Source organism: Stenotrophomonas sp. GD03930 (assembly GCF_029839665.1).
In the GTDB taxonomy this organism is placed as follows: domain Bacteria; phylum Pseudomonadota; class Gammaproteobacteria; order Xanthomonadales; family Xanthomonadaceae; genus Stenotrophomonas; species Stenotrophomonas forensis.
This window is the reverse complement of record NZ_JAOCAV010000002.1, coordinates 1,092,918-1,117,329: the sequence shown is the minus strand read 5'-3', so window position 1 is coordinate 1,117,329 and position 24,412 is coordinate 1,092,918. Positions and strand designations below refer to the sequence as shown.

Here is a 24,412-nt window from a genome sequence, read left to right as displayed (position 1 = left end):
GGATTACATGCAGTCGAGCAAGCGCGACGCTACGGGGGAGCGGTTACCATCGGGGTTCCACACGCAGGAGCCACCCCGATGCCCATCACCGTAGCGCGCAGCGTGTTGTGTACCGCATGGCTGGCCACCCCGCTGCTGGTGCTGGCCCAAGGCTCGATCCTGCCGCAGCAGCGCGATACGGCCGGCAACGTGATGGAGCCGCTGGGACAGGTGCTGGACGCGGCAGGGGTGCGTCATTGCACCGCCGATGGCGCATGGTGCGTGCGCGTGCAGCCGGTGGCCCACGATGGCGATCGGCCCACAACACTGGAGGTGTCGGAGCGGGGAACCGCGGAGGGCGACCCGCATGTCTACCACGTCAGCATCGACGTGCCGCAGGAAAGCGAACTGAAGCTGTGGCCATGGATCGTGCGCCTGGCCCCCGGTGTGGGTAGCGATGCGGTGGTGACCGATCCGCAACAGCGCGCCCGCCAGAACGTACTGGTAGGGGGCATCGTCTCCTTCAGCAGCATGTATTCCGGCGGCGGTGCCGATGCGTCCACGTTGCAGTTGGCACGCGTGCGCCACCTGCAGGACGACATCCAGGTGGATGACGATGTACTGACCGTTCCGTGGCAGGGCAATGCGTCGATCCGGGCCTGTTTCAGCGAACAGGATGCGAGGCAACGGGCCGGGGCCTGCCATGATGAGTACAGTTTCTCGGCGAAACTGGGACTGGACCCGGCCGCGCAGGCCATGCCGGTGCTGCGCTACCAGACCGTGGCCACACGATTCCCCGCCGGCGCCTCGCGCTTCGAGGATTCACTGGCCAAGGGCCCGCTGAAGAAAAAGGACCTGCGCACCGAGCAGGACCCGGCGTGCAGCTACACACGTCTGTTCCGCTTCAGCGAAGGAATGTTCCATCCGGACCAGGCGCTGCCGGACTGCGCAGGCTATACCGAACCCTGAGCCCTGTAGAGCCGAGCCTGCGCTCGGCTGGCTTTCCGTGCAGCCTGACCGGAGAGCAGCCGAGCATGGCTCGACTCTACAGAAGCCCGTGTCAGCGCTTACTCGCAGCGTGCGGCGGTGATGATGTTGTCCTTGTCCATGTAGACCCGCAGGCGGTCCTGGCGGATGTCCTTGGTGGTGATGGTGGTCGGGCCGATCGGGTTGACCAGCCCGGCGCCGCTCTCACGCGACAGCCGACGCAGGTTTTCTTCGTTGCCTGGCTGGCCTACCGCCCAGCCCAGCTGACTGGCGTCGCAGCGGCCCGTTCCCTTTACTTCCGGGCCGGGGGTGCTGACACAGGCCGACAGCAGCAGGGGCGCGGCAAGGGCGGCAACGGCGAGACGGGTGATGCTGATTCGGGTCATTGGAACGGCTCCAGGTGGGGCATGATGGCGCCACCATAGCACCGTGCCCATGGCGACGGCATGCGTTGGATCAGGGGCGCGGCGTTCACGGCGGGCCGGGCTGGCCGCGCTTGATCGCTTCCCACACCTTGTCCACGTGCGCGCGCAGCGCCGGCGCAGCCGATGCCAGCGCAGGATCGTCCTGCCGGTCGCCGCCGAAGGGTTCATCGCCTTCCACCTGCACCAGCGATTCACCACGTACTTCGTAATACTGCTCGCCCTGGCGAAGGCCGATGCGCAGCTGCTGCGGGTCTACCCCTCCGCCACAGAAGCTGTGGCTGGCCAGGGTCAGCTCGGCACGGCCATCGTGATCCAGGTCGGTGGCCGTCACCTGGTCCAGGAAATAGCCCGCCTCTAGGTCCAGGCCTTCGCATTGGACCGGATCTTCCTGGATCCAGCGTGACGTCCAGGGCGCCGCCAGGCCAGGACGCCGGAACAGCTCTGCACGCAGCGTGATCTGATCCAATGGTTCCTTGTCTCCCTGCGCCGGCGATGTCTGTTCGCTACGCGAAATCAGCAGCAGGCCCGCGCCGTCGATGTCCTCGAACACCACCTGCCTCAGCAGCGTGCCCGGGTAAAGACCTTTCAGATCCGCGTCGGATAGTGCAGGAGAGGTCTCGAACGTCGCTTTGGGGGCCGACCCGCCACATCCGCCCATGGTCAGCATGAAAGCGATCAAGAGACATTGACCGGGTCTGCGAATGCGTCTTGCGTCAGTGCTCATCCATGCCCGCCACTGGCACTGGCCAGGCTTTTCCAGATGTCCATGACCGTCCGCTCATCGACCCCCGATGTGGAAGTCGCTTCATTGCTGAGAATGAAATTGCTATAGAAGAAGTGGGCATTGGCCACGGGCATGAATGCCACATGACACGTTGAGGTGGCTCGATACAGGGGCGCGTCCCGGTCGTCACAATCCACTTCGGCAGTAAACAGCGTGCGGCCGTTGATGATGATCGGCTTCAGTTCATAGGTAGACATGCCTGAGGTTACCTGCAAGTGCCTCTGAGCATCAGGAGACGCTGTTGCTGCAATGCCGAAATCAGTGATGAACTGCTCGCTGGAGGAGAAACAGAGAAACCCGATGCTCTTGTGCTTTCGCCGGAAGTCAAGGCACTTGGTCTGCGGATAGTTGCGTGCAATCGGACCATCAGCTGTGACTGTAATTCCTCTTGGGGAGCGCACACTGAGTTCGTTGTCCTTTGGCATTGATGAGCAAGCGGGAGCCCAAAAGCAGGAGAGGGCTACCAGTGCTGTAAGCCTGTTTGATAACTGCTTCATGGTGTGCGAATAAGACATGATGTGCCCATAAGAGCGGTTGTAGCTGATCGGAACTGATGCTGTCTGCGTCAGACTCCCATTACCAGTTGCAGTGGCCCGATGCGGGGGGCGTTTCCGTCATCAGCGTCCACTTCGGCAGTAGACAGCCTGCGACCGTTGATGGTGATTGGCGTCATCTCATAGGTCGACACGCCCGAGGCGACTAGTAAGTGCGCTTGAGGATCAGGAGAATTTGCTGTCGCCGTAATGCCGGAAGCGGTGGTGAGCTTCTTGCTGGGGGAAGGGCAGGTAGATCCAACGCTCTCACCAGGTTCTTTGTTCTCTGGCGTGGATACTGTCCCGCTTCCCGCTGCGTGCCGTGAGCACGCAGCGTACTTCGGTCAATCGCCTTGAGCCTGGCAGGCCGCGGCCAGATTCAGGCCTGCAGGTCCACGATACTGTGCTGCCTTGCTATCGAAGGTCAGCCGGATCTTCTCGGTACGGACTGCACCACCGTGGCCCTGCGGGCAATTCCGCGTCGCTTCCAGTTCAGGCCACACGGCATGGGGCATGGCAGGTGCTGACAATGTCGTGAACTTTCCTTCCAGAAGACGGATGTAGGTTCCGTCCTTGCATTGGGCCAGGACCAGCTTGTCGGTCACGTCGATGTCGCCGTAACTGCTGCCGAAGTAGGTCAGGATGGCGTCCTTCCGGCCATCCTTGTTCAGATCCGGTGTGTCGCTCAACGACGTTTTTCCCTGCTGACCGCTGTAGGGGCAGCCTTCATCATCGCCGGGCGGGCAGGCGCTGACGTGCTTTCCTTCCAGCGGCAGCAGTTCGATCCGATCGTCAATGGACACTGCGGCGCAGGCGCGGTCCAGTACATCGGCGACAGGCTGCTTGGCCGCGCAGGAGGTAGCCAGGCAAAGACCGGCCAGCAGCGGCGCGGCGCGAAGGACGTAAGGCATCGTCATATTCCCGTGGTATCGAAATGGAAGGAGCCGCGGCCATCGCGCAAGGCGCCCAACTCATTGTTGAGGGTGTAGTTGCGGCCGTTGCGCCCGGCATAGGTCGGCCAGTTGGCGAGGCGATCCTGCGTGTCGTTGACGGAAAGTGCGTCAGTGAGCAACTGCGCGGTGATCGCCTGCTCGTGTGCGTTGGTCCATTGCGCCGGTGCCGTCGACCAATTCAACTGTGCATGGCCGTTGATGGCACGGGTCAACGAATCCCTGACGCGGGCGCCGGTCACGTGGCCCGGACGGAAGATATGCCACCGAAGCAGGATCGCGACGGATTTCTCCGATGTGTAGATATCGCCCAGCGTGCCGTTGATATGAACGGCACCCACATTGACCGTGATAGGGGCTGAACGGATATCGCGGATACGGAAGCGCACCATATCCCACATCGCCTGCTGGAAGTTCGCGCAGGTGCGACCGATCATGGCCAAGCGATAGAACCAGTGCCAGGTCTTGAAATAGTTTGCTTCCAGGGTCGCCCGGTCGACCATGGGCAGCTGCGCCAGACCGGTGGCCGCCTGTGCAGGTTGCGTCTGTTCGTCGTGATGGCGGATCCAGCCCACGTACTTCCGGCCCGTACGGTCCCAGAGCGGCCCTGTGTTGACGCCTGCCCAGGCCGTCGCCGGATAAAGACCCAGATTCCCGAGATAGCGCTGGTAGTCGGCTTGATTGCGATGCAGGAAGTAGGCCAGGAAGCCAGGCAGCTCGCCATTGTCATAGCCGCCGGCAGGCATCAGGCCCATGGTCCAATGGCACGGGCCGAGAGAGACCAGAGCGTCATCGTAGGCATTGATGCTGTCGAACATGCCCATGCATTCCTGCTCGGCCGTGGCACGCACAACACGATAGGTGGACGCTGCGGCGCCGTTCGGTGTGGCGGCCAGGATTGCCGTGGTGGTCGCTGGACCGATCAAGCGTTCCGGCGTCATTTCCGCTTCGGCCCACGTATGGTTGGGCACTTCGCTCATCGGGCCGCCATAGGTCATGAACCGCGCGTAGCTGCCCAGCGACTGGTACTGATCATCACGGCGACCGTTGGGAAGCGTGTAGTGTCCGGTGAAGTCCCTGCTGAACATCCGGACGCGCGCGACCACCCGGTTGGAGGCATTGCGCACGGTGCCCTGCGTGATCTCGTCGAAGTTCCAGATGTTGACGCCGTTGGTATACGGCGTAGTGCGCTGGTTGTTGCCGGTGGCAACCTGCCATGCCTCGATGACCACCGGGCAACGATAGTTGTTGCGCAACCAGTGTTCCATCGCTGTGCGCGTATTGGCGTTCATCACGCCGCTGATCGGGCCGGTGTAGCGCGATCCGTTGGCGACCCGGTCCAGCGAGGCGACGTGATAGCTTTCCGGTGGATTGGAATTGGGGCGCAGTCCCAGTGCCATCACTTCCGGTGCGGTCAAGCCTGCCTGGGGTTGCCAGCCGTGCAGCCGTCCCTGGTTCAGTTGGGCGGCATTGGCCATGCTGGCATAGATCTGGAACTCTCGTACCGCCCACTCGGTGCCGCGGCCGAATCCGCCATCAGGTGTGCCGACGAACATGAAGCCCAGCGTACGCAGGTCCTGCTGGAGCTGGCGTACGTGCTGCGGGATCGCCAGCGTCGCGCCGCCCTGGTTCTGCGGTGTCTGTGCGTTCGCAGGCGTGGGCGGGGGCGGGTTGTCGACGCCACCCCAGCGAGGCGGCCTGTTGTTCGCAGGCGTGCCATCGTGGTCGCCTCGTCGGAGGTTGTGATTGCCGTAGATCATGCATCCGTCCTAGATGTCGTGGTCTTTGCCCAGCGAGGTGACGCCGGGAAGGCTGGGTGTATTGAGCCCAACCAGCTCACGTGCCTGGTGGAAGCGCTGCATGGCCATGCGGCTGAGCTGGCCGAAGTCGCCGTCGACCGCGCCATCGTAGAATCCAAGGTTCTTCAGGCGCGACTGCAACCCGGTGTGCTCGTCCGTCTGCTTCTGTGCGGCAAGATCGAGTGTCCATTCCCAGGGGTGGTTGTCGGCGCCGAACGGAAACACCTTCAGCTTGGCCTGCTTCGCGCCTTCGGGCATCTCATGCATCAGGCTGCCATCGGAGCCCAGCTCGCCTTCGAAGCGTTGCCCGCCGATGTCCAGTGTGTAGGGTTTGCCGGCCAGTCCTTGCAGCCCGAACTGCTCGACCAGGCGCAGCCCGAACTGCTGCGGTACCAGCTGCGTGCCTCGCGGAAGGTGCTCGGGAATGGCGGGGTTGGTATCGGCCCCCATGAACGGATGCTCGCCCGCCTTGACCTTGAACTCGCCGGGGCAGCTGAAGGTGATGTTGCCGCCCTCCAGCGTGATCGCACTGCTGCCGGCCTGCAGCACCACCTTGGTCTGCGCCAGCACGTCGATGCGCTCGTCGGTGGCGGTGATGGTCAGCGCCTGCTCGCTCAGCAGCTCCAGCTCGCCATCGTTGGCCTGCAGGCTGACCGGCCCCTGCGCGGCGATCACCCGCAGCGGGCCACTCTGCGCGAACAGCGAAACATGCTCGCCGGACACGGTGGCGAGGGTCTCGCCGGCGCTGACGTGCAGGTCCTGCTGCACGGTCATCTGCAGGTTCTGCCCGGCATAGGCCACGGCGCTGGCCGCGGTGGTCCAGGCCACGTGGTGCGGCGCTTCGGCCACCAGCAACGGCGTGCCCAGCCGTTCCACCGGCTGCTCGCCAGGGCTGCGGCCGTCGCTGCCGGGCTTCATCGCGCTCTGCCCGTTCACGTCGCCGGTGTAGCGGCCCTGCGCCTTCGGGTCGATCTGCTCGCGCAGCTGCTGGGTGCGCTGGTACTCGGCCAGGCCCGGCACCTGCTGCTCGGCCAGGGTCTGCTGCATCTGTTCCAGGCTGCGTTCGGCGCCTTTGAGCTGCGCCACCACGCTGGCGTTGTCCATCACCGTGGATGCGGCGCGCTCCTGCAGGCTGGCCGACAGCAGCAGGCCTTCGCTGGCATGCACGTTGCCCCAGCCCTGGGTGGCCAGCTCGAAACCTTCGCCGCGCAGCGCGCCGCGGGCGGTGTCCTGATGGGCGATCAGGTAGCCCAGTTCCAGCCGGCTGTCGGCCAGCGAGCTGTGCAGGCGGGTGCGCAGCTGGCCGGGGGTGTCATCCATCAGCCACTGCTGGGTGCCGCTGCCGTCGTGGGCCTGGGTATGCAGGCCGCTGAGCACGCCGGGATGGCGCGCGTTCTCGTCGATGCCACCGCCGAAGGGCGGGGCGACCTCGCCGTTGTACAGCTGGCCGGTGATGCGCGGCTGGTCGATGTCGCCGTGCAGGAATTCCACCAGCACCTCGCTGCCCACGCGGGGCAGGAAGCTGGTGCCCCAGTTGGGGCCGGCCACCCATTCGGCCACGGCCACCCAGCTGCCGCTGGTGTGGTCGCCGGGGGCATGGCCGGGCTGGGCGCTGCCGGTGTCGGTCAGGCCGCCGGGGTTGGGCGTGCTGCCGCGCTGCCAGCCGAACTGGATGCGCACCTGGTGCTCGCGGTTGGGGGTCACCGCCGCGTTGGCGATGCCGACCACGCGCGCGGTCTGCGGGCCGTGCAGGGTGGGGCGGTCCTGCGGCAGGGCGCGCAGCGGCACGCCACTGCCGGTGGCGATGAAGCTGTTGCGGTAGGCACCGCGTTCCAGTGCCGGGCTGCCCAGCAGGTCGGCGATGCCCTGGTCCAGGTTGTTCAGGGCCACGTGCTGCACCGCCAGCAGCTGGAAGGCCTGGCCTTCGTGCTGCGGATGCTGGGCCAGGCTGAAGGTGCTGCCGGCGGCCAGCCGGCGCTCGCTGCCGCTGCCGCTGTAGAGTACTTGGCCGACGCGCAGCGCATCCAGCCGCGCCTGCGCTTCGGCATCGGCCCAGCCGGACTGCGCGAAACGGCCGGCGCGCGGCTGCACATAGACCTCCAGCGCCGGCAGGCTGCCAGCGTCGGCACTGGACTGCGCGGCCACGGCACCGACCTGCTCGCTGTGCCAGCTGGCCACGGTGCTGGCGTTGGGCACCAGCTGCTGGCGCTCGGCGAAGGCGGTGATGCCATCGCGCGCCTCGGCCATGTCGGCGCGATGGAAGCGCAACGTGCCGCGGTCAGGCAGCTCGGCCCCCGGCTCGAACACCACCAGCGTGTGCGCGGCCTCATCGCCCTGTGCCTGCTCGATGCGCCAGGCCAGGCCGGCTTCGGCCAGCAGGCGGGTGACGAAGGCCCAGTCGGTCTCGCGGTACTGGGTGGTGATCGCACGGACCGGCAGTTCGGCCTGCACGTCGAAGCGGAACACCGCCTGCGGGTAGTCGGTGAAGATCTGCTCGCAGATGGCGCGGGTGTCCTGGTCCTGGAAGATCACCGCATTGCGGCGCAGCCGCAGCAGCGCCGTCCAGGGTTCAAGGATCAGGCGGTAGCGGGCCAGGCCGCCATCGCTGCCCAGCTGCGCGGCCTCGGTGCACAGGCCATGCCACTGCCGCAGCGAGCCGTCGGCCTGGCGCAGCTGCAGGGTCAGCGGCTGCTCCAGCCAGGATTCCAGTTCCAGGAAGGCGTCGGTGGCCAGGCAGTCGATCTGAAGGCGGTTGTCGCCGCACACCGACTCGGTGCCTTCGAAGCGTTCGACGACCAGGCCTTCCTCGGGCCCCTTCAGCTGGATCAGGCGTTCGCGATGGGACAGCGAAGCAAGGGATGCGAGCAGTGCGGAGCTTGGGATGTCCATATCATCAGGCTCATGGCAGGGTGATCGTGATGTGGGCAGTGCGCTCGGGCATCTGCACCACGTCGTTGTAGGCCGCCAGCTGCTGGCGCGTCTCATGGCCAAGATAGGTGCGCATGCCGAAGAAGGCGAAGATGCCAAAACAGCCGACCACCACCGCCGGCAGCCACAACGGCACCACGCGGCGCAGGCTGTGGCGAACATTGTCCGGCGGCAGCGCGTGAGGTGCGAAACCGTGGCGTTTGCCCTTCAGGTAGACGATCTCATCGCCCAGGCGGGCGGTCAGGTAGCCCAGCTTCTCGGTGCCTTCCAGCCGGTACTTGCCTTCGAAGCCCATCAGCAGGCAGTAGTGGTAGACCTCCAGCGAGGGCAGGCGCGCGGCGCCCTGTCGGCGCAGCTCTTCCAGGCGGTCGAAGAAATGCTCGCCGGCCAGGTGCTCACCGAACAGGCGCAGCTGCAGAGGGTTGCGTTCCCAGGTCTCGTGCAACGGCGAGGGCTGTGACAGGATCGCCTCGTCCACGGCAGCACAGAATGCGTACTTGGCAGCGTAGACATCCTCGGACGCCACGCCCAGGCGCATCGCATTGCGCTCCACGCCATCGAGGAACTTCTGCACCATCTGCACGAAGCTCTCCGCATCATGCGGCAGCTGCCCGCGCTTGAGCAGCAACAGCAGGTAGAAACCGTCGGACATCAGGTCCTGCAGGCTCTGCGGGTTGGCGGCCTGCGGCGTGGGATTGGCCATCGCGCCGTTGGCGGTCAGCGACGGCATCGGGCCCGGGGTCGGGGGCAGGGGGGAATTCATCATGAGGTCACCGCCACAAGTTCCATCTTCAGCTCGGCAATGCCGGCCGGCACGTAGATCATCACCGACTGCGCCTTGAGCATGCGCTCATACAGCGCGCCGCGCGCGTCCAGTTCGAAGTAGTGGCTGCCAGGGCGCACCGGAATCGCTGCCGGCACCTGTGCGGCATGGGCCAGCTTCACGCCCGGCAACGCAGACAGCACGCACTTCTCCACGTCATCCGGAGCGCCGACCTTGAATCGCACTGGCACGCTCTGGATCAGTTCCTGTGCCGGCAGCGACGCCGACACCGACAGGTAGAACGAGGCGTTGCCATCGATGCGCTGCGAGTCCAGCCGGCCCAGGTGGTAGGACGGCTTGATCTCGTTCAGCGCGATCTTGAAGTAGCGCGTGGAAATCACCGTATCCAGCAGTGCGCGCACGATCTCCAGCAGCTTGCGGAACGAGGCTTCCGGCTGATCGTGGCGATACACCGGCAGGTCGCCCAGCTGGTAGGCATTGGAGAAGGTGAGCAGTGCGCCGGCCATGCGCAGCAGTTCCTGGTGCAGGCGCTCGGGATGCAGCTGCGGATGATGCAGCAGATGCGCCAGCGAACTGAACGAACTGTTGATGGTGTGCAGCAGCCAGAACGAGGCGATATCGCCGGAGCGGAACTCGATGATGTTCTGCGAGGTCTGCCGATGCAGGCCATACAGTGCGTCCACCTTGGCCTGCAGCGCGTCGAGCACCGCGCGCAGTTCGCGGTGCAGGAACGGCGAGGCCTGCAGCTGCGCGCACGGCGGGATGAACTCGTCATCCAGCTCGAAGCCGCCGCTGGAGGTGCGCCGCACGCGCGCCACCGGCACGGTGGCGTAGGCATCGCGCGGCTGATCATCGGTCAGCAGCTTCACCGCCTTGCTGAGGAACGCAAGTTCGGCTTCCACCGCATCGGTGAACAGGTCCTGGGTGTCACGATTGGCCTGGCGGTAGCGGGCCAGCGCGGTGCCCTCGGCATCGGCGCAGTTGGCGCCGTCATCGCGCAGCAGTGGCAATGCCAGGTAGACCACGGTGGACTGCACGCCCGGCGGCAGATCCTGCAGCGACACCGCATCGGGCAGGCTGTCATGGGCCGGCGCGTCGTAGGTCTCGCCGTCGGGGAACACGGCCGACAGGTCGAGTGGGCGCAGCGTGCCGCCCGACAGCGCATGGGGATCGAAACGCACGCGACGCGCACCCCAGGCGTAGGGATGCAGCGTCTGCGAAAGGTCCTGCAGCCGCGCTTCGTGATAGGCGTCCTGACGCTGGAAATGCTGGGGGCGCAGGAACAGCCCTTCACCCCAGAGTACCTTCGACATCCTGCTTACATAAGCCACGTTCAATCCTTGGAAATAGCTCGAAAAAATCGCCCTGGTGGGCCGGTTCCATTATCGTCGCGCTCCGCTGCGACAAAAATCCCCATCCAGTAATGTGAAAATGTGAATCACTTCGCACATTCAGCGAATCGGGGCAAACCTTGCACCGGCGATACTATCGCATCGACGAATTTGGGTGCCAGAATTCCGGCGCGATGCTATTTCGCGCCTGCACAACGGATTGATGCAAGACTGCCCGGATCTCCGGAAATGCGCGTCAACAAGGCTTTGCTGTCACTGGTCAGCGCACAGGCATGGACGCCGATGGTGACCCCGTCCTGCGGCAGTGTCTTGCCCTTGGTGTCGAATGCGAGCCGCCAGCGATTCTCGGCCGGGGCGCGGAACAGGGCGACCACGCCAAGCACTGCACTTCCTTCACTCAACTGCTCGGACAATTCCTGCCGGGCGCCGGGGGTCAGTACGACTTCGTTGACCGACAGCAGGTCCGCACCCAGGGCCGCCTGCTCGCCGGCCTGGTCCAGGAAGGCGTTGAAGGGGGCCTGTTCGAAGCGCTGCAGGCTGCGCAGGTGGTAGATCTTGACCACCGCGGCAGTGGCCCGCTTGTCATTGCCGGCATTGAGGTTGCTGCCGGCGTACAGGCGAAGCGGGACGGTCGGGGGCGACTGGGGCTTTTCCTCACGGATGCCGACCGCCTGCAGGGTCTTGTCCATCGCTTTACCCAACTTGCTGTCGCTGGCGCAGCCTGCCAGGGAGCCGGACATAATCAGGGAGAAAATCGTGACGGAGATCACGCGGCGGAATCGGAAAAGTTGCGCATTCATGTGCAGTCGGCGGGCTCGGAGTGCGGGGTAAAAGGTGCGCGTATATGCGTTTTTGCTCGCGAATATCACATCGGGATGTGAAGAGTGTGTCTACCGGATTCGCCATATTCTTGACGAAATTCACTATACCGGCGCGTATTCGCGAATGTACACTGCCGCCGACAGGGGCAGGAATCCCGTGTGTTGTATCGGCGGAGATTCGGCTTCCTTTAGGAACTAATTTCGACGAGGGATCACTATGGAAGTGAAGGCAATGGGGAAGGCTGTTTACCGGCCGATGTTCGCGCTGATGATGTTCTCGGGCCTGGCGGCCTGCGCATCGGCACCGAAGAAGGCCGAGGTCGTGCCGTTCGAAACCACGCTGAGCAACGCGGAGGCGCAGGTCACCGCTGGCGGTGCCGATGCCGCAATCAGCGCGTTCGAAGTGGCGGCCAAGGCCGACCCGACGCGCAAGGAGCCGTGGGTGCGCATCGCACAGCTGCAGTTCGATCAGGGCCAGTACGCCCGCGCGATCGTCGCGGCGGAAGAGGTGCTTCAGCGCGATCCCAACGATCTGGTGGCCGATGGCGTGATCACCGTTGCCGGTTTCCGCGTTGCCAACCAGTCGCTCACCCGCCTGCAGGGGCGTGGTGCACTGGCGTCGGACACCGCACGCAAGGAAGCACAGACGCTGGCCACCACCCTGCGCAACACCATGGGTGATGCCATTCTCGATCCGACGCCCAAGCCCAAGCCGCGCAGCCGCGCCCGCGCAGGTCGTGCCGTCGCTCCGGCCGCCAACGCGCAGCCCGCCGCCACGCAGCCGGCCAAGCCCGCTGCCCGCTCGAACACCTCCGATCCGTTCCAGAACATCGGCAACTGATCCGGAACCGGCCCCAGTCAGGAGACACTCATGGCCAAGAAGGAAAGCATCCAGAAGCGGCTGCAGAAGATCCGCCCGCCGCGCGTCCAGCTCACCTACGATGTGGAGAAGGGTGACGCGATCGAGCAGAAGGAACTGCCGTTCGTGGTAGGCGTGATGGGCGATTTCAGTGGCAACCCGGAGCAGCCGCTGCCGAAGGTGAAGGATCGCAAGTTCGTCAACGTCGATCTGGACAACTTCGATGAAGTGATGGAAGGCATCGCGCCGCGCGCGGTGTATCGCGTGCCGAACAGGATCAGCGACGAAGGTGGCGAGTTCGGCGTCGAGCTGAAGTTCAATTCGATCGAGGATTTCCGCCCCGAATCGGTGGTGGAGCAGATCGAGCCGTTGCGCCGGTTGCTCGAGTCCCGTACCAAGCTGGCTGATCTTCGCAACAAGCTGGCTGGCAACGAGAAGCTGGAAGACCTGCTGACCGATGTGCTCAACAACACCGAGCAGCTGAAGAAGCTCGGCGTGACCAAGGAGGACTGACCCATGTCAGCTGAAGCCAGCCAGTTGGCCGCCCAGGCCGTCGAAACCGAAGAGGCGGGCCTGCTCGACCAGATCGTCGAGAAGAGCAAGGTCGCCAAGTCCAAGACCGAGCATGATCGCGCCAAGGACATCATCGCCGCCCTGGCGAAGGAAGTCCTCGACGGTACCGTGGTGGTCTCCGACAACCTCAACCTGACCCTTGACGCACGCATCGCCGAGATCGACCGGATCATTTCCGAGCAGCTCAGCGCGGTCATGCACGCCGAGCCCTTCCAGAAGCTGGAAGGCAGCTGGCGGGGCCTGCATTACCTGTGCCAGCAGACCTCCACTGGCCCGAACATGAAGATCAAGGTCTTCAATTCGCCGCAGAAGGACCTGGTCAAGGACTTCAAGTCGGCCATCGACTTCGACCAGAGCGCGCTGTTCAAGAAGGTCTACGAGGAGGAATTCGGCACGTTCGGCGGTGCACCGTTCGGCGCGCTGATCGGTGACTACTTCCTGGGCCGCCAGCCGGAGGACATGTACTTCATCGAGCAGATGTCGCACGTGGCCGCAGCGGCGCATGCGCCGTTCATTTCCGCGGCCGGCGAAGGCATGTTCGGCCTGGAAACGTTCACCGACCTGGGCAAGCCGCGTGACCTGGCCAAGGTGTTCGACACCGTCGAGTACGCCAAGTGGAAGTCGTTCCGCGAGAGCGAGGACAGCCGCTACGTGGGCCTGACCATGCCGCGCTTCCTCGGCCGCCTGCCGTACAACCCGAAGGACGGCACCACGGTCGAGGGGTTCAACTTCGTCGAAGAGATCGAAGCGGCCGACCACAGCAAGTTTCTGTGGTGCAACACCGCCTACGCGATGGGCGCGCGCCTGACCCAGGCGTTCGAGAGCTTCGGCTGGTGCGCGGCCATCCGCGGCGTGGAGGGCGGTGGCCTGGTCGAAGACCTGCCGACCCATACCTTCCGCACCGACGATGGCGAAGTGGCGCTGAAGTGCCCGACCGAAGTGGCGATCACCGATCGTCGTGAAAAAGAACTCAGTGACCTCGGCTTCATGCCGCTGGTGCACTGCAAGAATACCGACTACGCCGCGTTCTTCGGCGCACAGTCGGCACAGAAGCCGAAGAAGTACAACACCGATTCGGCCAATGCCAACGCGATCCTGTCTGCACAGCTGCAGTACATCTTCGCGGTCTCGCGCATCGCCCATTACCTCAAGGCGATGATGCGCGAGAAGATCGGCAGCTTCGCTTCGGCGGGCAACGTCGAGGAATTCCTGAACCGTTGGATTGCCCAGTACGTACTGCTGGACGACAACGCGTCGCAGGAAGCCAAGGCGCAGTTCCCGCTGCGTGAAGCCTCTGTGCAGGTTTCGGAGGTGCCGGGCAAGCCCGGTGTCTACCGCGCGGTGGCCTTCATCAGGCCGCATTTCCAGCTCGATGAGCTGTCTGTTTCGTTGCGTCTGGTCGCCGAACTGCCGGCGTCCGCGAAAAAGTCGTAACGATTTGCTTCAACTGAAGCGTCCAGGGGAGTCCGCTCCCCGGATTGCAGTGACGCTTATTTCAAGAGGGCGTAGCCCCCCTTAACCGCCAGGCCCGCGCCTGGCACATCAAATCTCACGGAAGAACGGAATTTAGGAGACCAGATATGCAGCACGCTTTCCTCTCGATTGACACCATCAAGGGCGAGTCGCACGACGACAAGCACAAGGACTGGATCGAAATCCAGTCGTTCTCGCAGGACCTGTTGCAGCCGCGTTCGGCCACCGCGTCGACCTCCGGCGGCACCACCGCAGCCCGCGTGAACCTGTCCCCGATCGAAATCACCAAGTCGATCGACCTCGCCTCCACGGCCCTCAACCAGGCCGCCTCCAACGGCACCACCTTCCCGAAGGCGCAGATCCAGTTCATGCGCGCCGACAAGGACGGCAACGCGATCAATTACTACACGGTCGAGCTGCTGAACGTGCTGGTCCACCGCGTCACCACCACGGTGGACAAGGAAGGCATGCCCCAGGAAGTTGTTCAGTTGAGCTTCGGCGCCATCAAGTGGACTTACCAGCAGCAGAAGCCGGAAGGCGGAGTTGGTGGCAAGACCGTCGCGCAGTGGAGTGCAACCAAGAACATCCCGAACTACACCGTGTGATGCTGTGTCGCTGCGATGGCGCCTCGTGCGCCATCGCAGTCTGATCGCCGGGCAAGGCCAGGAACGGCCTTGCCTTTGATGCACCGCTGCCGCCCGCACGGATGCCGAACCTGAGTGGATCGACCAATGAAGGGACTCGAACCCAGCCTGCTGGAAAAACTGTTCGACGACGCCCCCAAGCAGACGGGCGCCGGGCCGGTCTTCAAGTCCGTCTCGCTGGAGCAGTACAAGGAATCCATCGCCCGCGACCTGGAGGGGCTGTTGAACTCGCGCGCCGCGTTCCAGGAAGGCGACATGAAGGAATTCCCCAATTGCCGGCAATCGCTGCTGACCTACGGGTTGGCGGACTTCTCCGCGATGAGCCTGGCCAACGCCTACGATCGTGCTGCCATCTGCCGCTCGCTGGAGCAGGCCGTGGCGCGCCATGAGCGCCGCCTGCGCAACGTCAACGTCCATCTGGATGCGGGCAACCAGTTTGCCGGCGGGCTGCATTTCACCATCCATGCGCTGCTCGACCTGGAGCCTGCGCGCGAGCCGGTCAGCTTCGATGCGATGCTGCAACCCTCGACCCTGCAGTACCAGGTCACCCGCGCACGTCGCACGCAGGCCGCCTGATGCAGGACCTGCTGCCTTACTACGAGCGCGAGCTGGGCTACCTCCGCCGTTACGGGCGCGAGTTCGCCGAGCGCTACCCGAAGATCGCCGGTCGCCTGCAGCTCTCCGCCGAGGGCAGCCAGGACCCGCATGTCGAGCGCCTGATCGAGGCCTTCGCGCTGCTCAGTGCGCGCGTATCCAAGCGCATCGAGGACGACTATCCCGAGTTCACCGACGCACTGCTGGATGTGCTCTATCCGCACTATCTGCGGCCGTTCCCCTCCTGCTCGATCGCCCATTTCGATACCGAAGGGGTGGCCTCCAAACTGAGCGCGCCGGTACGCGTGCCGCGTGGAACCGCCGTCCAGAGCCGTCCGGTCCGGGGCGTGCCCTGCGATTTCCGTACGGCCTACGATGTGGTGCTGGCGCCGGTCGGCGTGCAGCAGGTGGTGTATCGCAGCGTCGCCGATGCGCCAATGGCGACGACCCTGCCGGCCGGAACCGGTGGCCAGATCTCGATGGGCTTCCAGCTGCTGTCCGATCAGCTGGGTTTTCACCAGCTGGGCACCGATCGCCTGCGCCTGTTCCTCGATGGCGAGCCCTCGGTACGGGCTGCGCTGCGCGATGCCCTGATGCTTGGCGTCAAGGCGGCCTACGTCGAATCCGATGGCGACGGACGCTGGCGGCGCCTGGACAGCGTGCCGTTGAGCCCGGTCGGATTCGCCGACGATGAGGCCCTGATCGACTTTCCGGCGCGCTCGCACCCGGCCTATCGGCTGTTGACCGAACTGTTCGCCTATCCCGAGAAATTCGGCTTTGTCGACCTGCACCTGCCGTCGGTGACGGAGGGTGCCAGCCGACGCTTCACCCTTCACCTGGTACTGCACGCCCAGGGCCAGGACCGGGGCAACGCGATGGTGCTGGAGGAGCTGGGCGCGCACAACGTGCGACTTGGCTGCACGCCCATCGTCAATCTGTTCCGCACCAGCGGCGAGCCGATCCGTGTCACCCATCGTACGGTGAACTACCCGGTGCTGGCGGATGCACGCCGCGCGTTCGCCTATGAAGTGCATTCAATCGACTCGGTGCACCGCATCCGGCAGACGCCGCATGGCGAGCTGATCCAGGCATTCCGGCCGTTCTATTCGCTGCATCATGGCGAAGACCCCGAGCGCACCGGCCAGTACTGGGTGGCGCGGCGGGACGAAGACATCGCGCGGCAGAGCCCGGGTTTCGAAACCGAGATCAGCTTCGTCGACCTGTCGTTCAATCCGGTACTGCCGCAGACCGATACGGTCAGCCTGGAGCTGACCTGCAGCAATCGCGACCTGCCCAACCAGCTGGCGTTCGGCGTGGCCGGAGGCGACCTGACCATCGAGGGCGGCAGCCCGGCCAAGGCGATCAGCCTGCTGCGCAAGCCGACCAAGCCGCTGCGATTCCGCCACGGCCGCAACGCACAGTGGCGCCTGATCTCGCACCTGTCGTTGAACCAGCTGTCGCTCACTGCCAGCGGGCTTCCGGCACTGAAGGAGATGCTGCGCCTGTATGACCTGTCCGGCAGCAATGTGTCGGCCCGCCAGATCGACGGCATCCTCGAGCTGCAGCAGACGCCGGTGACCACCTGGATGCACGGCCGCCAGTTCGCCTCGGTGGTGCGTGGCCTGGAAATCCGCTTGACCATCAACGAGGCCCATTTCGTGGGAACCGGCGTGGCCGCTTTCGCCCAGGTGATGGACCACTTCTTTGCACTCTACGTGCATGCCAACAGCTTTACCCGACTGGTGCTGGTATCCGGCGACAGCGGAGAGGAGATCGTCCGATGCCCAGCGCGCAGCGGCGAATCGATCCTGGCGTAGCCCAGCAGTTGCTGGCCGAACCACACCGCTTCGAGTTCTTCCAGGCGGTGCGCCTGCTTGAGCAGGTATTCCAGCGCCAGGGCGTCAAGCCCGGCCAGGCGGTGCCGATGCGCGTGCGCTTCCGCAACTCGCTGTCGCTGGGGTTTCCGGCCACCGAGTTGTCGGCCGAGGGCGAGGTGTATTCGCTCAAGGGTGAGCGGCTGTTGGACCGCGAGGCCGTGGAACAGGCGCTGCATGGTGAGGAACTCGCCGAGGTCCACCTGACGCCTCAGTTCATGGGCTTGCTGGGGACGGCCGGTGCATTGCCCCTGCACTACACCGAAACCCTGCAGCTGCGCGAGCTCTACCAACGCGACCGGACCGCACGGGCGTTCCTGGACATCTTCTCCACCCGTGCGGTGTCACTGCATTACGCCGCCTGGAAGAAACATCGCCTGGCGCTGCAGTACGAGCTGGATCGCCGTGAGCGCTTCCTGCCGCTGGTGCTGTCGTTGCTGGGCATGGGCATGAGCGAGCTGCGCGACCGCCTGCACGAGGGCGACGGCGAGATCTTTGACCAGGCGGTGGCCTATTACGCCGGCGCGGTGCGGCAACGACCGGTCTCGGCGGCGCTGATGCAGCGCGTGCTGTCGGACTATTTCCAGGTGCCGCTGCACCTGGAGCAGTTCGTGGGCGCGTGGTACCGGGTGCCGCCGGGTCAGGCGACCCGCCTGGGCCAGGCCAACGCGGTGCTCGGTGCCAGTGCGCTGGCCGGAGACCGGGTGTGGCAGCGCGACCTGCGCCTGCGCCTGCGCATCGGGCCGCTGCGCCGCGACCAGTTCGATGCGTTCCTGCCGGGTGGCAGTGCCGCCGAAGCGCTGTCCAAATGGCTGTCGCTGCTGACCGGCGGCATTCTTGAGTATGAAGTTCGCCTGGTGCTGCGGGCCGAGGATGTACAGGGCAGCGCACTCGGTAGCGCAGGGAGCGTCCGCCTGGGCTGGGACAGCTACCTGTGCACCCGGCCGCAGGATACCTCGCGTGAGGACACCACCTATGGCATCCACACATTGCAATGACACTGCGCCGATGGCGTCCGCGCCATCGGCCCCCGAACGGTTCCAGCAAGGAGTGCGCGTTTCCGCATGAGCATCAACCTCAAGACCCTGATCAGCAAACTGGACGACACCTGCCGGCAGGCCGCCGAACGGGCGGCGAACCTGTGCATGGCACGCGGCAACTACGAGGTGGACCTGGAACACCTGTTCCTGGCCCTGCTGGAACAGCCGCAGAGCGATTTCGTGTTGATCGCACGGCGCAGCGGCATCCTGCCCGAGTCGCTGGAACGCGATCTCAACGACGAGATCAGCCAGTTCAAGACCGGCAACAGCCGCACTCCGGTGTTCTCCCAGCACATTCCCAAGCTGTTCGAGCATGCCTGGCTGATCGCCTCGCTTGACTCGGAAACCACCCGTATCCGCAGCGGCCATCTGCTGCTGGCCCTGCTGACCGAACCCGACCTGGCGCAGCTGGCTTACCGGGGCTCCAAGCTCTTCGTGCGCTTCAAGCGCGACGAGCTCAAGCACGACTTCGCCAAGCTCACCGAGGGCTCGCAGGAAGCGGTGCAGACCGTGCGCTTCGCTGATGCCTCGGCCGGCGGTGAAGCGGGTGAGGACGAGGGAGCGGTGCCGGGCGAGGCCAAGGGCGGCCTGTCCAAGACGCCGGCCCTGGACCAGTTCACCACCAACCTGACCCAGCGGGCGCGCGATGGAAAAATCGACCCGGTGATCGGCCGCGATGGCGAGATCCGCCAGGTGATCGACATCCTGATGCGCCGTCGCCAGAACAATCCGATCCTTACCGGCGAGGCCGGCGTCGGCAAGACCGCCGTGGTCGAGGGGCTGGCCCGCCGCATCGCCGACAAGGACGTGCCGGACGTGCTGCAGGGGGTGGAGCTGCACACCTTGGACATGGGCCTGCTGCAGGCTGGCGCCAGCGTCAAGGGCGAATTCGAGAACCGCCTGAAGAACGTGATCGACGAGGTCAAGAAGAGCCCGCATCCGATCATCCTGTTCATCGACGAAGCGCACACCATGATCGGTGCCGGCGGTACCGCCGGCCAGAACGATGCAGCCAACCTGCTGAAGCCGGCACTGGCTCGCGGCGAGCTGCGCACCATCGCCGCCACCACCTGGGGCGAGTACAAGAAGTACTTCGAGAAGGACGCCGCGCTGGCGCGCCGCTTCCAGGTGGTGAAGGTCGAGGAACCGAGCGAGGCGCTGGCTGCGGCGATGCTGCGCGGCATGGTCGGGCTGATGGAGGCGCACTTCAACATCCGCGTGCTGGATGAGGCGGTGACCGAAGCAGTGCGCCTGTCGCACCGCTACATCAGCGGCCGCCAGCTGCCGGACAAGGCAGTCAGCGTGCTCGACACCGCGTGTGCGAAGGTCGCGCTGGGGCAGAGCGCCACTCCGGCGATCATCGAAGACACTCGCAAGCATCTGGACCGGCTGCAGGCGGAGATTTCCGCACTTCAGCGCGAGACGGCCGGTGGCAGCGACCAGCACGGCGAACGCCTGGCCGAACTGCATGCACAACAGGCCGAAGCGCAGGCCGTGCTGGCCAGCAACGAAGAGCGCCTGGGCCGCGAACGTGACCTGGCCGGCCGCATCGCCGTACTGCGCCAGCAGATGGAGCAGGGCGAGGCTGCATCGGGCGATCCCGAGCCGTCCAATGACGACAACGAAGGCGATGTTGCCGTGGCCAAGCCGGCTGCCAAGCGCGGCAAGGCCAAGGCCGAGCTCTCGCCGCAGCATGCCGAGCTGGCGCGGTTGCAGGCCGAACTGCGTGAGCTGCAGGGCGAAACCCCAATGGTGCCGTTGCAGGTCGACGGCACCGTGGTGGCCGAAATAGTCTCGGCCTGGACCGGCGTGCCGCTGGGTCGCATGGTCAAGGATGAAATCCGCACCGTGCGTACGCTCGGCAATCTGTTGGTCGAGCGCGTCATCGGCCAGGACCATGCACTGGATGCGATCGCCCAGCGCGTGCGCACCGCGACTGCCAAGCTGGAAGACCCGAACAAGCCGCGTGGCGTGTTCATGTTCGTCGGTCCGTCCGGTGTCGGCAAGACCGAGACCGCGCTGGCCCTGGCCGACATCCTGTATGGTGGCGAGCGCAAGCTGGTCACCATCAACATGAGCGAGTACCAGGAAGCGCACAGCGTGTCCGGCCTGAAGGGCTCGCCGCCGGGTTACGTGGGCTACGGAGAGGGTGGCGTGCTGACCGAGGCGGTGCGCCGCAACCCGTACAGCGTGGTGCTGCTGGATGAAGTCGAGAAGGCCCATCCGGACGTGCTGGAAATGTTCTTCCAGGTGTTCGACAAGGGCATGATGGATGATGCCGAAGGCCGTGAGATCGACTTCCGCAACACCCTCATCATCCTTACCTCCAACATCGGTTCCTCGCAGATCATGCAGGCCTGCCTGAACAAGCCGGCCGAAGAGATCCCCGGCGCGGAGGCATTGTCCGACGCGCTGCGCCCGGTACTGATGCGCACCTTCAAGCCGGCCTTCCTCGGTCGCCTGAAGGTGGTGCCGTATTACCCCATCAACGATGACGTGCTGGCGCAGATCATCACGCTCAAGCTCGGCCGCATCCGCGACCGCGTCATCGCCAATCACAAGGCCACCTTCAGCTGGGACGACAGCCTGGTGGAGGCCGTGCTTGCACGTTGCACCGAAGTGGACTCGGGTGCGCGCAACGTTGACCACATCCTCAATGGAACCCTGCTGCCGGAAATCGCCGAGAGCGTGCTGGCGGCAATGGCCGAAGGAAACCGGATCAACGCCATCAAGGTCACCGCCGGCAAGAAGGGTGACTTCAAATACAAAGTGTCATGACACTGAGCAGAAGGAGAACGCTGATGGAATTCTATGGATTTGACCGCGAAGCGGCCCTCAACCACTGCGACAGCCTGGAACTGGGGCTGGGCCGTGAACTGGACCGCGTGCGTGCCTGGAACCGGCTGCGCCCGGAGCATGTGATCGAGCTGCTGGACACGGCCGTGCCCGCCGCCCGCCAGGATGCCCGCAACGTCGCCGCGCAGATCAGCCGCGGTTCGTGGCGCATCCACATGGATGCCCCGGTGGTTGGCAAGCCGCAGCTGGTGAGCAACGTACGCGAACTGCAGATCACCGCCGGCGGCCGCGATTACCGCCTGAAGATCAGCGAGGGCGTGCGCCTGCAGCTGGAAGAGATCGTCCAGGCTGCCTGATGGCCGTGCGTGCCTGCGCCCCGGTCGGGACGCAGGCCGCGCGGGCGCGGGACGCGGAGTACACCGATGCGCATGCCGCATGCAGACCACCTTGAGGCACGGGAAGTAGGGGAAGCACCATGGATCTGGTAAACAACCTGCGGGCCGCGCTGGCCGGCCCTTCGCACGCCCAGCGCTTCCTGCGGCTGCACACGTCGCTGGGGAGCGATGTGCTGGTGGCCGAAACCCTCGATGGCGTCGAGCAGATCGACGGCATGGGTTTCCAGTGGACGATCACCGCCCTGTCGCTGGATGCCGGCCTGTCACTGGCGCCGCTGATCGGGCAGGGCGCGCTGCTGCAGCTGCAGCAGGCCGACGGCAGCCTGCGCCCGTTGCACGGTCGCATCACCGCCGCCGAGCGGCTGGGCAGCAATGGCGGCCTGGCGCGCTATCGGCTGCGCCTGCAGCCGTGGCTGGCGTTCCTGTCGCAGCGGGTGGACAGCTACGTCTTCCACGACAAGACCGTGGTCGAGATCGTCGAAGACCTGTTCGCCGACTACAGCGGGCTGGCACCGGCCTGGCGCTGGTCGCTGGGTGACGCCAGCCAGTACGCGCGGCGCAGCCTGACCACGCAGTACCAGGAAAGCGACCTGGCCTTCGTCCAGCGCCTGCTGGCCGAGGAGGGCATTTATTACTGGTTCGAGCATGCCGGCGAGCCCGGCGGCGCGGACTTCGGCACGCACACCCTGGTGCTGGCCGACCACAGCAACGACGCCGCGGAGTTGGGCCGCGTGCGCTTCCATCGCCGCGACGAGAGCGAGCGCAGCGACAGCGTGCAGCAGTGGTCCACCGCGCACCGCTGGCGGCCGGGCAAGGTCGAACGTACGACCTGGGACTACCGCACCCTGGAGCGTCGCCAGGCCAGCGCCGAGGCCGGGCAGGGCAACGACCTGGGCATTGTCGACCGTGATACCTGCGGCCCCTATGGCTGGCAGGACAACGCACGCGGCCAGCGCCGCGCGCAGCAGCATCTGGACGCGCTGCGCGTGCGCGCCCATACCATCGACGGCGCCGGCCAATGGCGCGCACTGGCGCCCGGTGCGCGCTTCGGCCTGTCGCAGCACCCGCAGGTCGGCGAGGACGCACAGTTCCTGTGCCTGTCGGTGCTGCACCAGGCGCGCAACAACCTCGATGCCGACGTGTTCGACGCTCTGGAACAGACCCTGGGTCCGTCCAGCGTGGCGGTGCCGGCGCTGCCGGACGCGCTGTCCGGGCTGGCCTACGGCCAGGCGCCGGGGGAGGTGTCCACCGCGTTCTACGACAACCGCTTCGTCGCCATCCCGGCCGAAGTGAACTACCGGCCACAGACCGAGGACGGCCACGGCGCGCACCTGCATCCGCGGCCGACCATCACCGGCACGCTCAGCGCGATCGTGGTCAGCGATGGCGACCCGCTGCTGTCCGACCGCGACCATCGCATCAAGGTGCAGTTCCCGTGGCAGCGCGGCGGCAACGCCAGCAGCGGCCTGGCCCATCCCGGCGGCGATGACAACGCACCGGCCAATGGGGGCGCCTGGACCTGGGTGCGGGTGATGACGCCGTGGGCCGGCGACAACTGGGGCGGCGTGGTGCTGCCGCGGCGTGGGCAGGAAGTGCTGGTGGCGTTCCTGGAAGGCGATATCGACCGCCCGGTGGTGGTCGGTGCGGTCTACAACGGCCGTGGCCAGCAGGACGCACAGCACAACCAGATCAACGGTGGGGGCGCCACCGCCACCGGCAACGCCGCCGCCTGGTTCGAGGGCAACGACCACGCCGCGGTGTACACCGGCTTCAAGAGCCAGGCGCTGGCCGACAGCCAGGGCGGCACCGGCGGCTACCAGCAGCTGCGCTTCGACGACACGCCCGGGCAGGGCCGTGCGCAGCTGTCCACTACCCAGCACGAGACCACGCTGACCCTGGGGCATCTGAAGGGAGGCCAGGACAATGTGCGCGAAGGCGAGCGGGGTTTCGGCGTGGAGCTGTCCACCCAGGCACAGGGCGCGCTGCGCGCCGGCCGGGGCCTGCTGCTGACCACCGAGCAGGGCACGCCGCAGATGGCCGCGCCGCAGGCATTGAGCCAGCTGCAGGAAAGCCAGCAGCTGCTGCAGCAGCTGGCCGAATCGGCCGCCAACCAGCAGGCGCAGCTGCCCGGCGAGCCGAACGAACTGCCGGTGGACACCACCCTGACCGAGCTGCAGGAGACGCTGCGCGCCACCCACAGCGGCAGTGCCGCCGGCAGCATCGCCGGTGGCGAAGGTGAAGCACCGGGCTGGAGTGCACCGGTGCTGCTGGGCAGCGGCGTGGCCGGCGTGCTGAGCCTGACCCCGGCCGACCAGGTCTGGGTGAGCGGCACCCACACCACGCTGGCCAGCGGCGTGGCACTGAACTGGATGACGCAGGGCTCGTTGACGATGGCGGTGGCCGGCGGTCTGGTGATGTACACCGCCGGCGTGCAGCCCAGCGGTGAAAGCCCGAACCAGGAGCGCGGCATCGCGCTGCACGCCGCGCAGGGCAAGGTGAGCGCGCGTGCGCACAAGAACCAGATGATCGTGGCGGCCAAGACCAAGGTACGCATCGCCAGTACCGAAGCGGACGTGCAGCTGTCGGCGCCGAGCAAGCACCTGCTGGCGACGGCGGCCGGTGCCTATATCCGGATCGAGGGCGACAACATCGAGCTGGGCGCGCCGGGCAAGGTGGAGTTCAAGGCCAGCCAGCGGGATTGGGTGGGGCCGGCGAGTGTGGGGGGGGAGGCGAAGATGCCGACTGGTACACACAAGGCGTGTGAGTTCCGAGTGCGAGCCGCCGAAAAGTCTGGCGCTGGCCTGGTTCCGCTCGGTGGCTGA

The 24,412-nt window shown here is 65.6% G+C and carries 20 protein-coding genes; 11 read left to right on the top strand and 9 right to left on the bottom strand.

The window, feature by feature from the left end; genetic code table 11:
• Positions 1-78: 78 nt before the first annotated feature.
• Positions 79-948: a hypothetical protein gene (locus N5C18_RS15670; protein ID WP_053511734.1), complete on the top strand. Its 870-nt coding sequence runs from the start codon at positions 79-81 to the stop codon at positions 946-948.
• Positions 949-1,046: 98 nt separating this feature from the next.
• On the opposite strand, the gene N5C18_RS15665 is transcribed toward N5C18_RS15670, so the two are convergent.
• The 9 genes from N5C18_RS15665 to tssJ form a co-directional block, all read right to left on the bottom strand.
• Entirely contained in the window at positions 1,047-1,343 is a 297-nt protein-coding gene (locus N5C18_RS15665; RefSeq protein ID WP_053511738.1) for a hypothetical protein, read from the bottom strand.
• Between the two features lie 94 nt (positions 1,344-1,437).
• Positions 1,438-2,115 (bottom strand): hypothetical protein, encoded by a 678-nt coding sequence (locus N5C18_RS15660; protein WP_164242580.1) that lies wholly within the window; start codon positions 2,113-2,115, stop codon positions 1,438-1,440.
• Entirely contained in the window at positions 2,112-2,690 is a 579-nt protein-coding gene (locus tag N5C18_RS15655; RefSeq protein WP_154582928.1) for a hypothetical protein, read from the bottom strand. The genes N5C18_RS15660 and N5C18_RS15655 overlap by 4 nt, the downstream gene beginning before the upstream one ends.
• Positions 2,691-3,052: 362 nt before the next feature.
• Entirely contained in the window at positions 3,053-3,619 is a 567-nt protein-coding gene (locus N5C18_RS15650; RefSeq protein ID WP_053511731.1) for a hypothetical protein, read from the bottom strand.
• 2 nt (positions 3,620-3,621) lie between these two features.
• The gene (locus tag N5C18_RS15645) at positions 3,622-5,418 is read right to left on the bottom strand and encodes a peptidoglycan-binding protein (RefSeq protein ID WP_053450041.1); all 1,797 of its coding nucleotides are present in this window, start codon (positions 5,416-5,418) and stop codon (positions 3,622-3,624) included.
• A 9-nt stretch (positions 5,419-5,427) separates the two neighbouring features.
• Positions 5,428-8,346, bottom strand: coding sequence for a type VI secretion system tip protein TssI/VgrG (tssI, locus tag N5C18_RS15640; RefSeq protein ID WP_279945035.1), 2,919 nt, complete (start codon positions 8,344-8,346; stop codon positions 5,428-5,430).
• A gap of 10 nt (positions 8,347-8,356) precedes the next feature.
• Positions 8,357-9,151, bottom strand: a complete 795-nt coding sequence (gene icmH, locus N5C18_RS15635) for a type IVB secretion system protein IcmH/DotU (RefSeq protein ID WP_345782065.1) — start codon at positions 9,149-9,151, stop codon at positions 8,357-8,359.
• The gene (tssK, locus tag N5C18_RS15630; protein WP_053511779.1) at positions 9,148-10,482 is read right to left on the bottom strand and encodes a type VI secretion system baseplate subunit TssK; all 1,335 of its coding nucleotides are present in this window, start codon (positions 10,480-10,482) and stop codon (positions 9,148-9,150) included. Before tssK ends, icmH begins: the two co-directional genes overlap by 4 nt.
• Positions 10,483-10,697: 215 nt before the next feature.
• Positions 10,698-11,321 carry a type VI secretion system lipoprotein TssJ gene (tssJ, locus tag N5C18_RS15625; protein ID WP_279945033.1) on the bottom strand — a complete coding sequence of 208 codons (624 nt, stop codon included), beginning with the start codon at positions 11,319-11,321 and terminating at the stop codon, positions 10,698-10,700.
• Positions 11,322-11,574: 253 nt separating this feature from the next.
• On the opposite strand from tssJ, the gene N5C18_RS15620 reads away from it, so the two are divergent.
• From N5C18_RS15620 to N5C18_RS15575, 10 genes are all read left to right on the top strand, one after another.
• The gene (locus N5C18_RS15620) at positions 11,575-12,183 is read left to right on the top strand and encodes a tetratricopeptide repeat protein (protein WP_232281380.1); all 609 of its coding nucleotides are present in this window, start codon (positions 11,575-11,577) and stop codon (positions 12,181-12,183) included.
• Positions 12,184-12,213: 30 nt separating this feature from the next.
• Positions 12,214-12,714 carry a type VI secretion system contractile sheath small subunit gene (gene tssB / locus N5C18_RS15615; protein ID WP_006465402.1) on the top strand — a complete coding sequence of 167 codons (501 nt, stop codon included), beginning with the start codon at positions 12,214-12,216 and terminating at the stop codon, positions 12,712-12,714.
• Between the two features lie 3 nt (positions 12,715-12,717).
• On the top strand, positions 12,718-14,208 hold the full coding sequence (tssC, locus tag N5C18_RS15610) for a type VI secretion system contractile sheath large subunit (RefSeq protein WP_006465400.1): 1,491 nt from the start codon (positions 12,718-12,720) through the stop codon (positions 14,206-14,208).
• Between the two features lie 146 nt (positions 14,209-14,354).
• On the top strand, positions 14,355-14,852 hold the full coding sequence (locus N5C18_RS15605) for a type VI secretion system tube protein Hcp (RefSeq protein ID WP_006465355.1): 498 nt from the start codon (positions 14,355-14,357) through the stop codon (positions 14,850-14,852).
• Positions 14,853-14,978: 126 nt separating this feature from the next.
• Positions 14,979-15,467 carry a type VI secretion system baseplate subunit TssE gene (gene tssE / locus N5C18_RS15600; RefSeq protein ID WP_006465264.1) on the top strand — a complete coding sequence of 163 codons (489 nt, stop codon included), beginning with the start codon at positions 14,979-14,981 and terminating at the stop codon, positions 15,465-15,467.
• Positions 15,467-17,302 (top strand): type VI secretion system baseplate subunit TssF, encoded by a 1,836-nt coding sequence (gene tssF / locus N5C18_RS15595; protein ID WP_279945032.1) that lies wholly within the window; start codon positions 15,467-15,469, stop codon positions 17,300-17,302. The genes tssE and tssF overlap by 1 nt, the downstream gene beginning before the upstream one ends.
• Complete coding sequence (gene tssG / locus N5C18_RS15590) at positions 17,266-18,357, top strand: type VI secretion system baseplate subunit TssG (protein WP_006465179.1); 1,092 nt, start codon at positions 17,266-17,268, stop codon at positions 18,355-18,357. Before tssF ends, tssG begins: the two co-directional genes overlap by 37 nt.
• 66 nt (positions 18,358-18,423) lie before the next feature.
• On the top strand, positions 18,424-21,177 hold the full coding sequence (gene tssH / locus N5C18_RS15585; RefSeq protein WP_053450035.1) for a type VI secretion system ATPase TssH: 2,754 nt from the start codon (positions 18,424-18,426) through the stop codon (positions 21,175-21,177).
• Between the two features lie 23 nt (positions 21,178-21,200).
• Positions 21,201-21,551 (top strand): hypothetical protein, encoded by a 351-nt coding sequence (locus tag N5C18_RS15580; protein ID WP_006465048.1) that lies wholly within the window; start codon positions 21,201-21,203, stop codon positions 21,549-21,551.
• A gap of 119 nt (positions 21,552-21,670) precedes the next feature.
• Positions 21,671-24,412, top strand: a complete 2,742-nt coding sequence (locus N5C18_RS15575; RefSeq protein WP_279945031.1) for a type VI secretion system Vgr family protein — start codon at positions 21,671-21,673, stop codon at positions 24,410-24,412.

What these genes read in the sequence shown, in the direction of transcription:
- N5C18_RS15670 (WP_053511734.1), top strand. Translation starts at nt 79, where the DNA reads ATGCCCATCACCGTAGCGCGCAGCGTGTTGTGTACCGCATGGCTGGCC.
- N5C18_RS15660 (WP_164242580.1), bottom strand. Translation starts at nt 2,115, where the DNA reads ATGAGCACTGACGCAAGACGCATTCGCAGACCCGGTCAATGTCTCTTG.
- N5C18_RS15655 (WP_154582928.1), bottom strand. Translation starts at nt 2,690, where the DNA reads ATGTCTTATTCGCACACCATGAAGCAGTTATCAAACAGGCTTACAGCA.
- N5C18_RS15650 (WP_053511731.1), bottom strand. Translation starts at nt 3,619, where the DNA reads ATGCCTTACGTCCTTCGCGCCGCGCCGCTGCTGGCCGGTCTTTGCCTG.
- N5C18_RS15645 (WP_053450041.1), bottom strand. Translation starts at nt 5,418, where the DNA reads ATGATCTACGGCAATCACAACCTCCGACGAGGCGACCACGATGGCACG.
- tssI (WP_279945035.1), bottom strand. Translation starts at nt 8,346, where the DNA reads ATGGACATCCCAAGCTCCGCACTGCTCGCATCCCTTGCTTCGCTGTCC.
- icmH (WP_345782065.1), bottom strand. Translation starts at nt 9,151, where the DNA reads ATGATGAATTCCCCCCTGCCCCCGACCCCGGGCCCGATGCCGTCGCTG.
- tssK (WP_053511779.1), bottom strand. Translation starts at nt 10,482, where the DNA reads ATGTCGAAGGTACTCTGGGGTGAAGGGCTGTTCCTGCGCCCCCAGCAT.
- tssJ (WP_279945033.1), bottom strand. Translation starts at nt 11,321, where the DNA reads ATGAATGCGCAACTTTTCCGATTCCGCCGCGTGATCTCCGTCACGATT.
- N5C18_RS15620 (WP_232281380.1), top strand. Translation starts at nt 11,575, where the DNA reads ATGGGGAAGGCTGTTTACCGGCCGATGTTCGCGCTGATGATGTTCTCG.
- tssB (WP_006465402.1), top strand. Translation starts at nt 12,214, where the DNA reads ATGGCCAAGAAGGAAAGCATCCAGAAGCGGCTGCAGAAGATCCGCCCG.
- tssC (WP_006465400.1), top strand. Translation starts at nt 12,718, where the DNA reads ATGTCAGCTGAAGCCAGCCAGTTGGCCGCCCAGGCCGTCGAAACCGAA.
- N5C18_RS15605 (WP_006465355.1), top strand. Translation starts at nt 14,355, where the DNA reads ATGCAGCACGCTTTCCTCTCGATTGACACCATCAAGGGCGAGTCGCAC.
- tssE (WP_006465264.1), top strand. Translation starts at nt 14,979, where the DNA reads ATGAAGGGACTCGAACCCAGCCTGCTGGAAAAACTGTTCGACGACGCC.
- tssF (WP_279945032.1), top strand. Translation starts at nt 15,467, where the DNA reads ATGCAGGACCTGCTGCCTTACTACGAGCGCGAGCTGGGCTACCTCCGC.
- tssG (WP_006465179.1), top strand. Translation starts at nt 17,266, where the DNA reads ATGCCCAGCGCGCAGCGGCGAATCGATCCTGGCGTAGCCCAGCAGTTG.
- tssH (WP_053450035.1), top strand. Translation starts at nt 18,424, where the DNA reads ATGAGCATCAACCTCAAGACCCTGATCAGCAAACTGGACGACACCTGC.
- N5C18_RS15580 (WP_006465048.1), top strand. Translation starts at nt 21,201, where the DNA reads ATGGAATTCTATGGATTTGACCGCGAAGCGGCCCTCAACCACTGCGAC.
- N5C18_RS15575 (WP_279945031.1), top strand. Translation starts at nt 21,671, where the DNA reads ATGGATCTGGTAAACAACCTGCGGGCCGCGCTGGCCGGCCCTTCGCAC.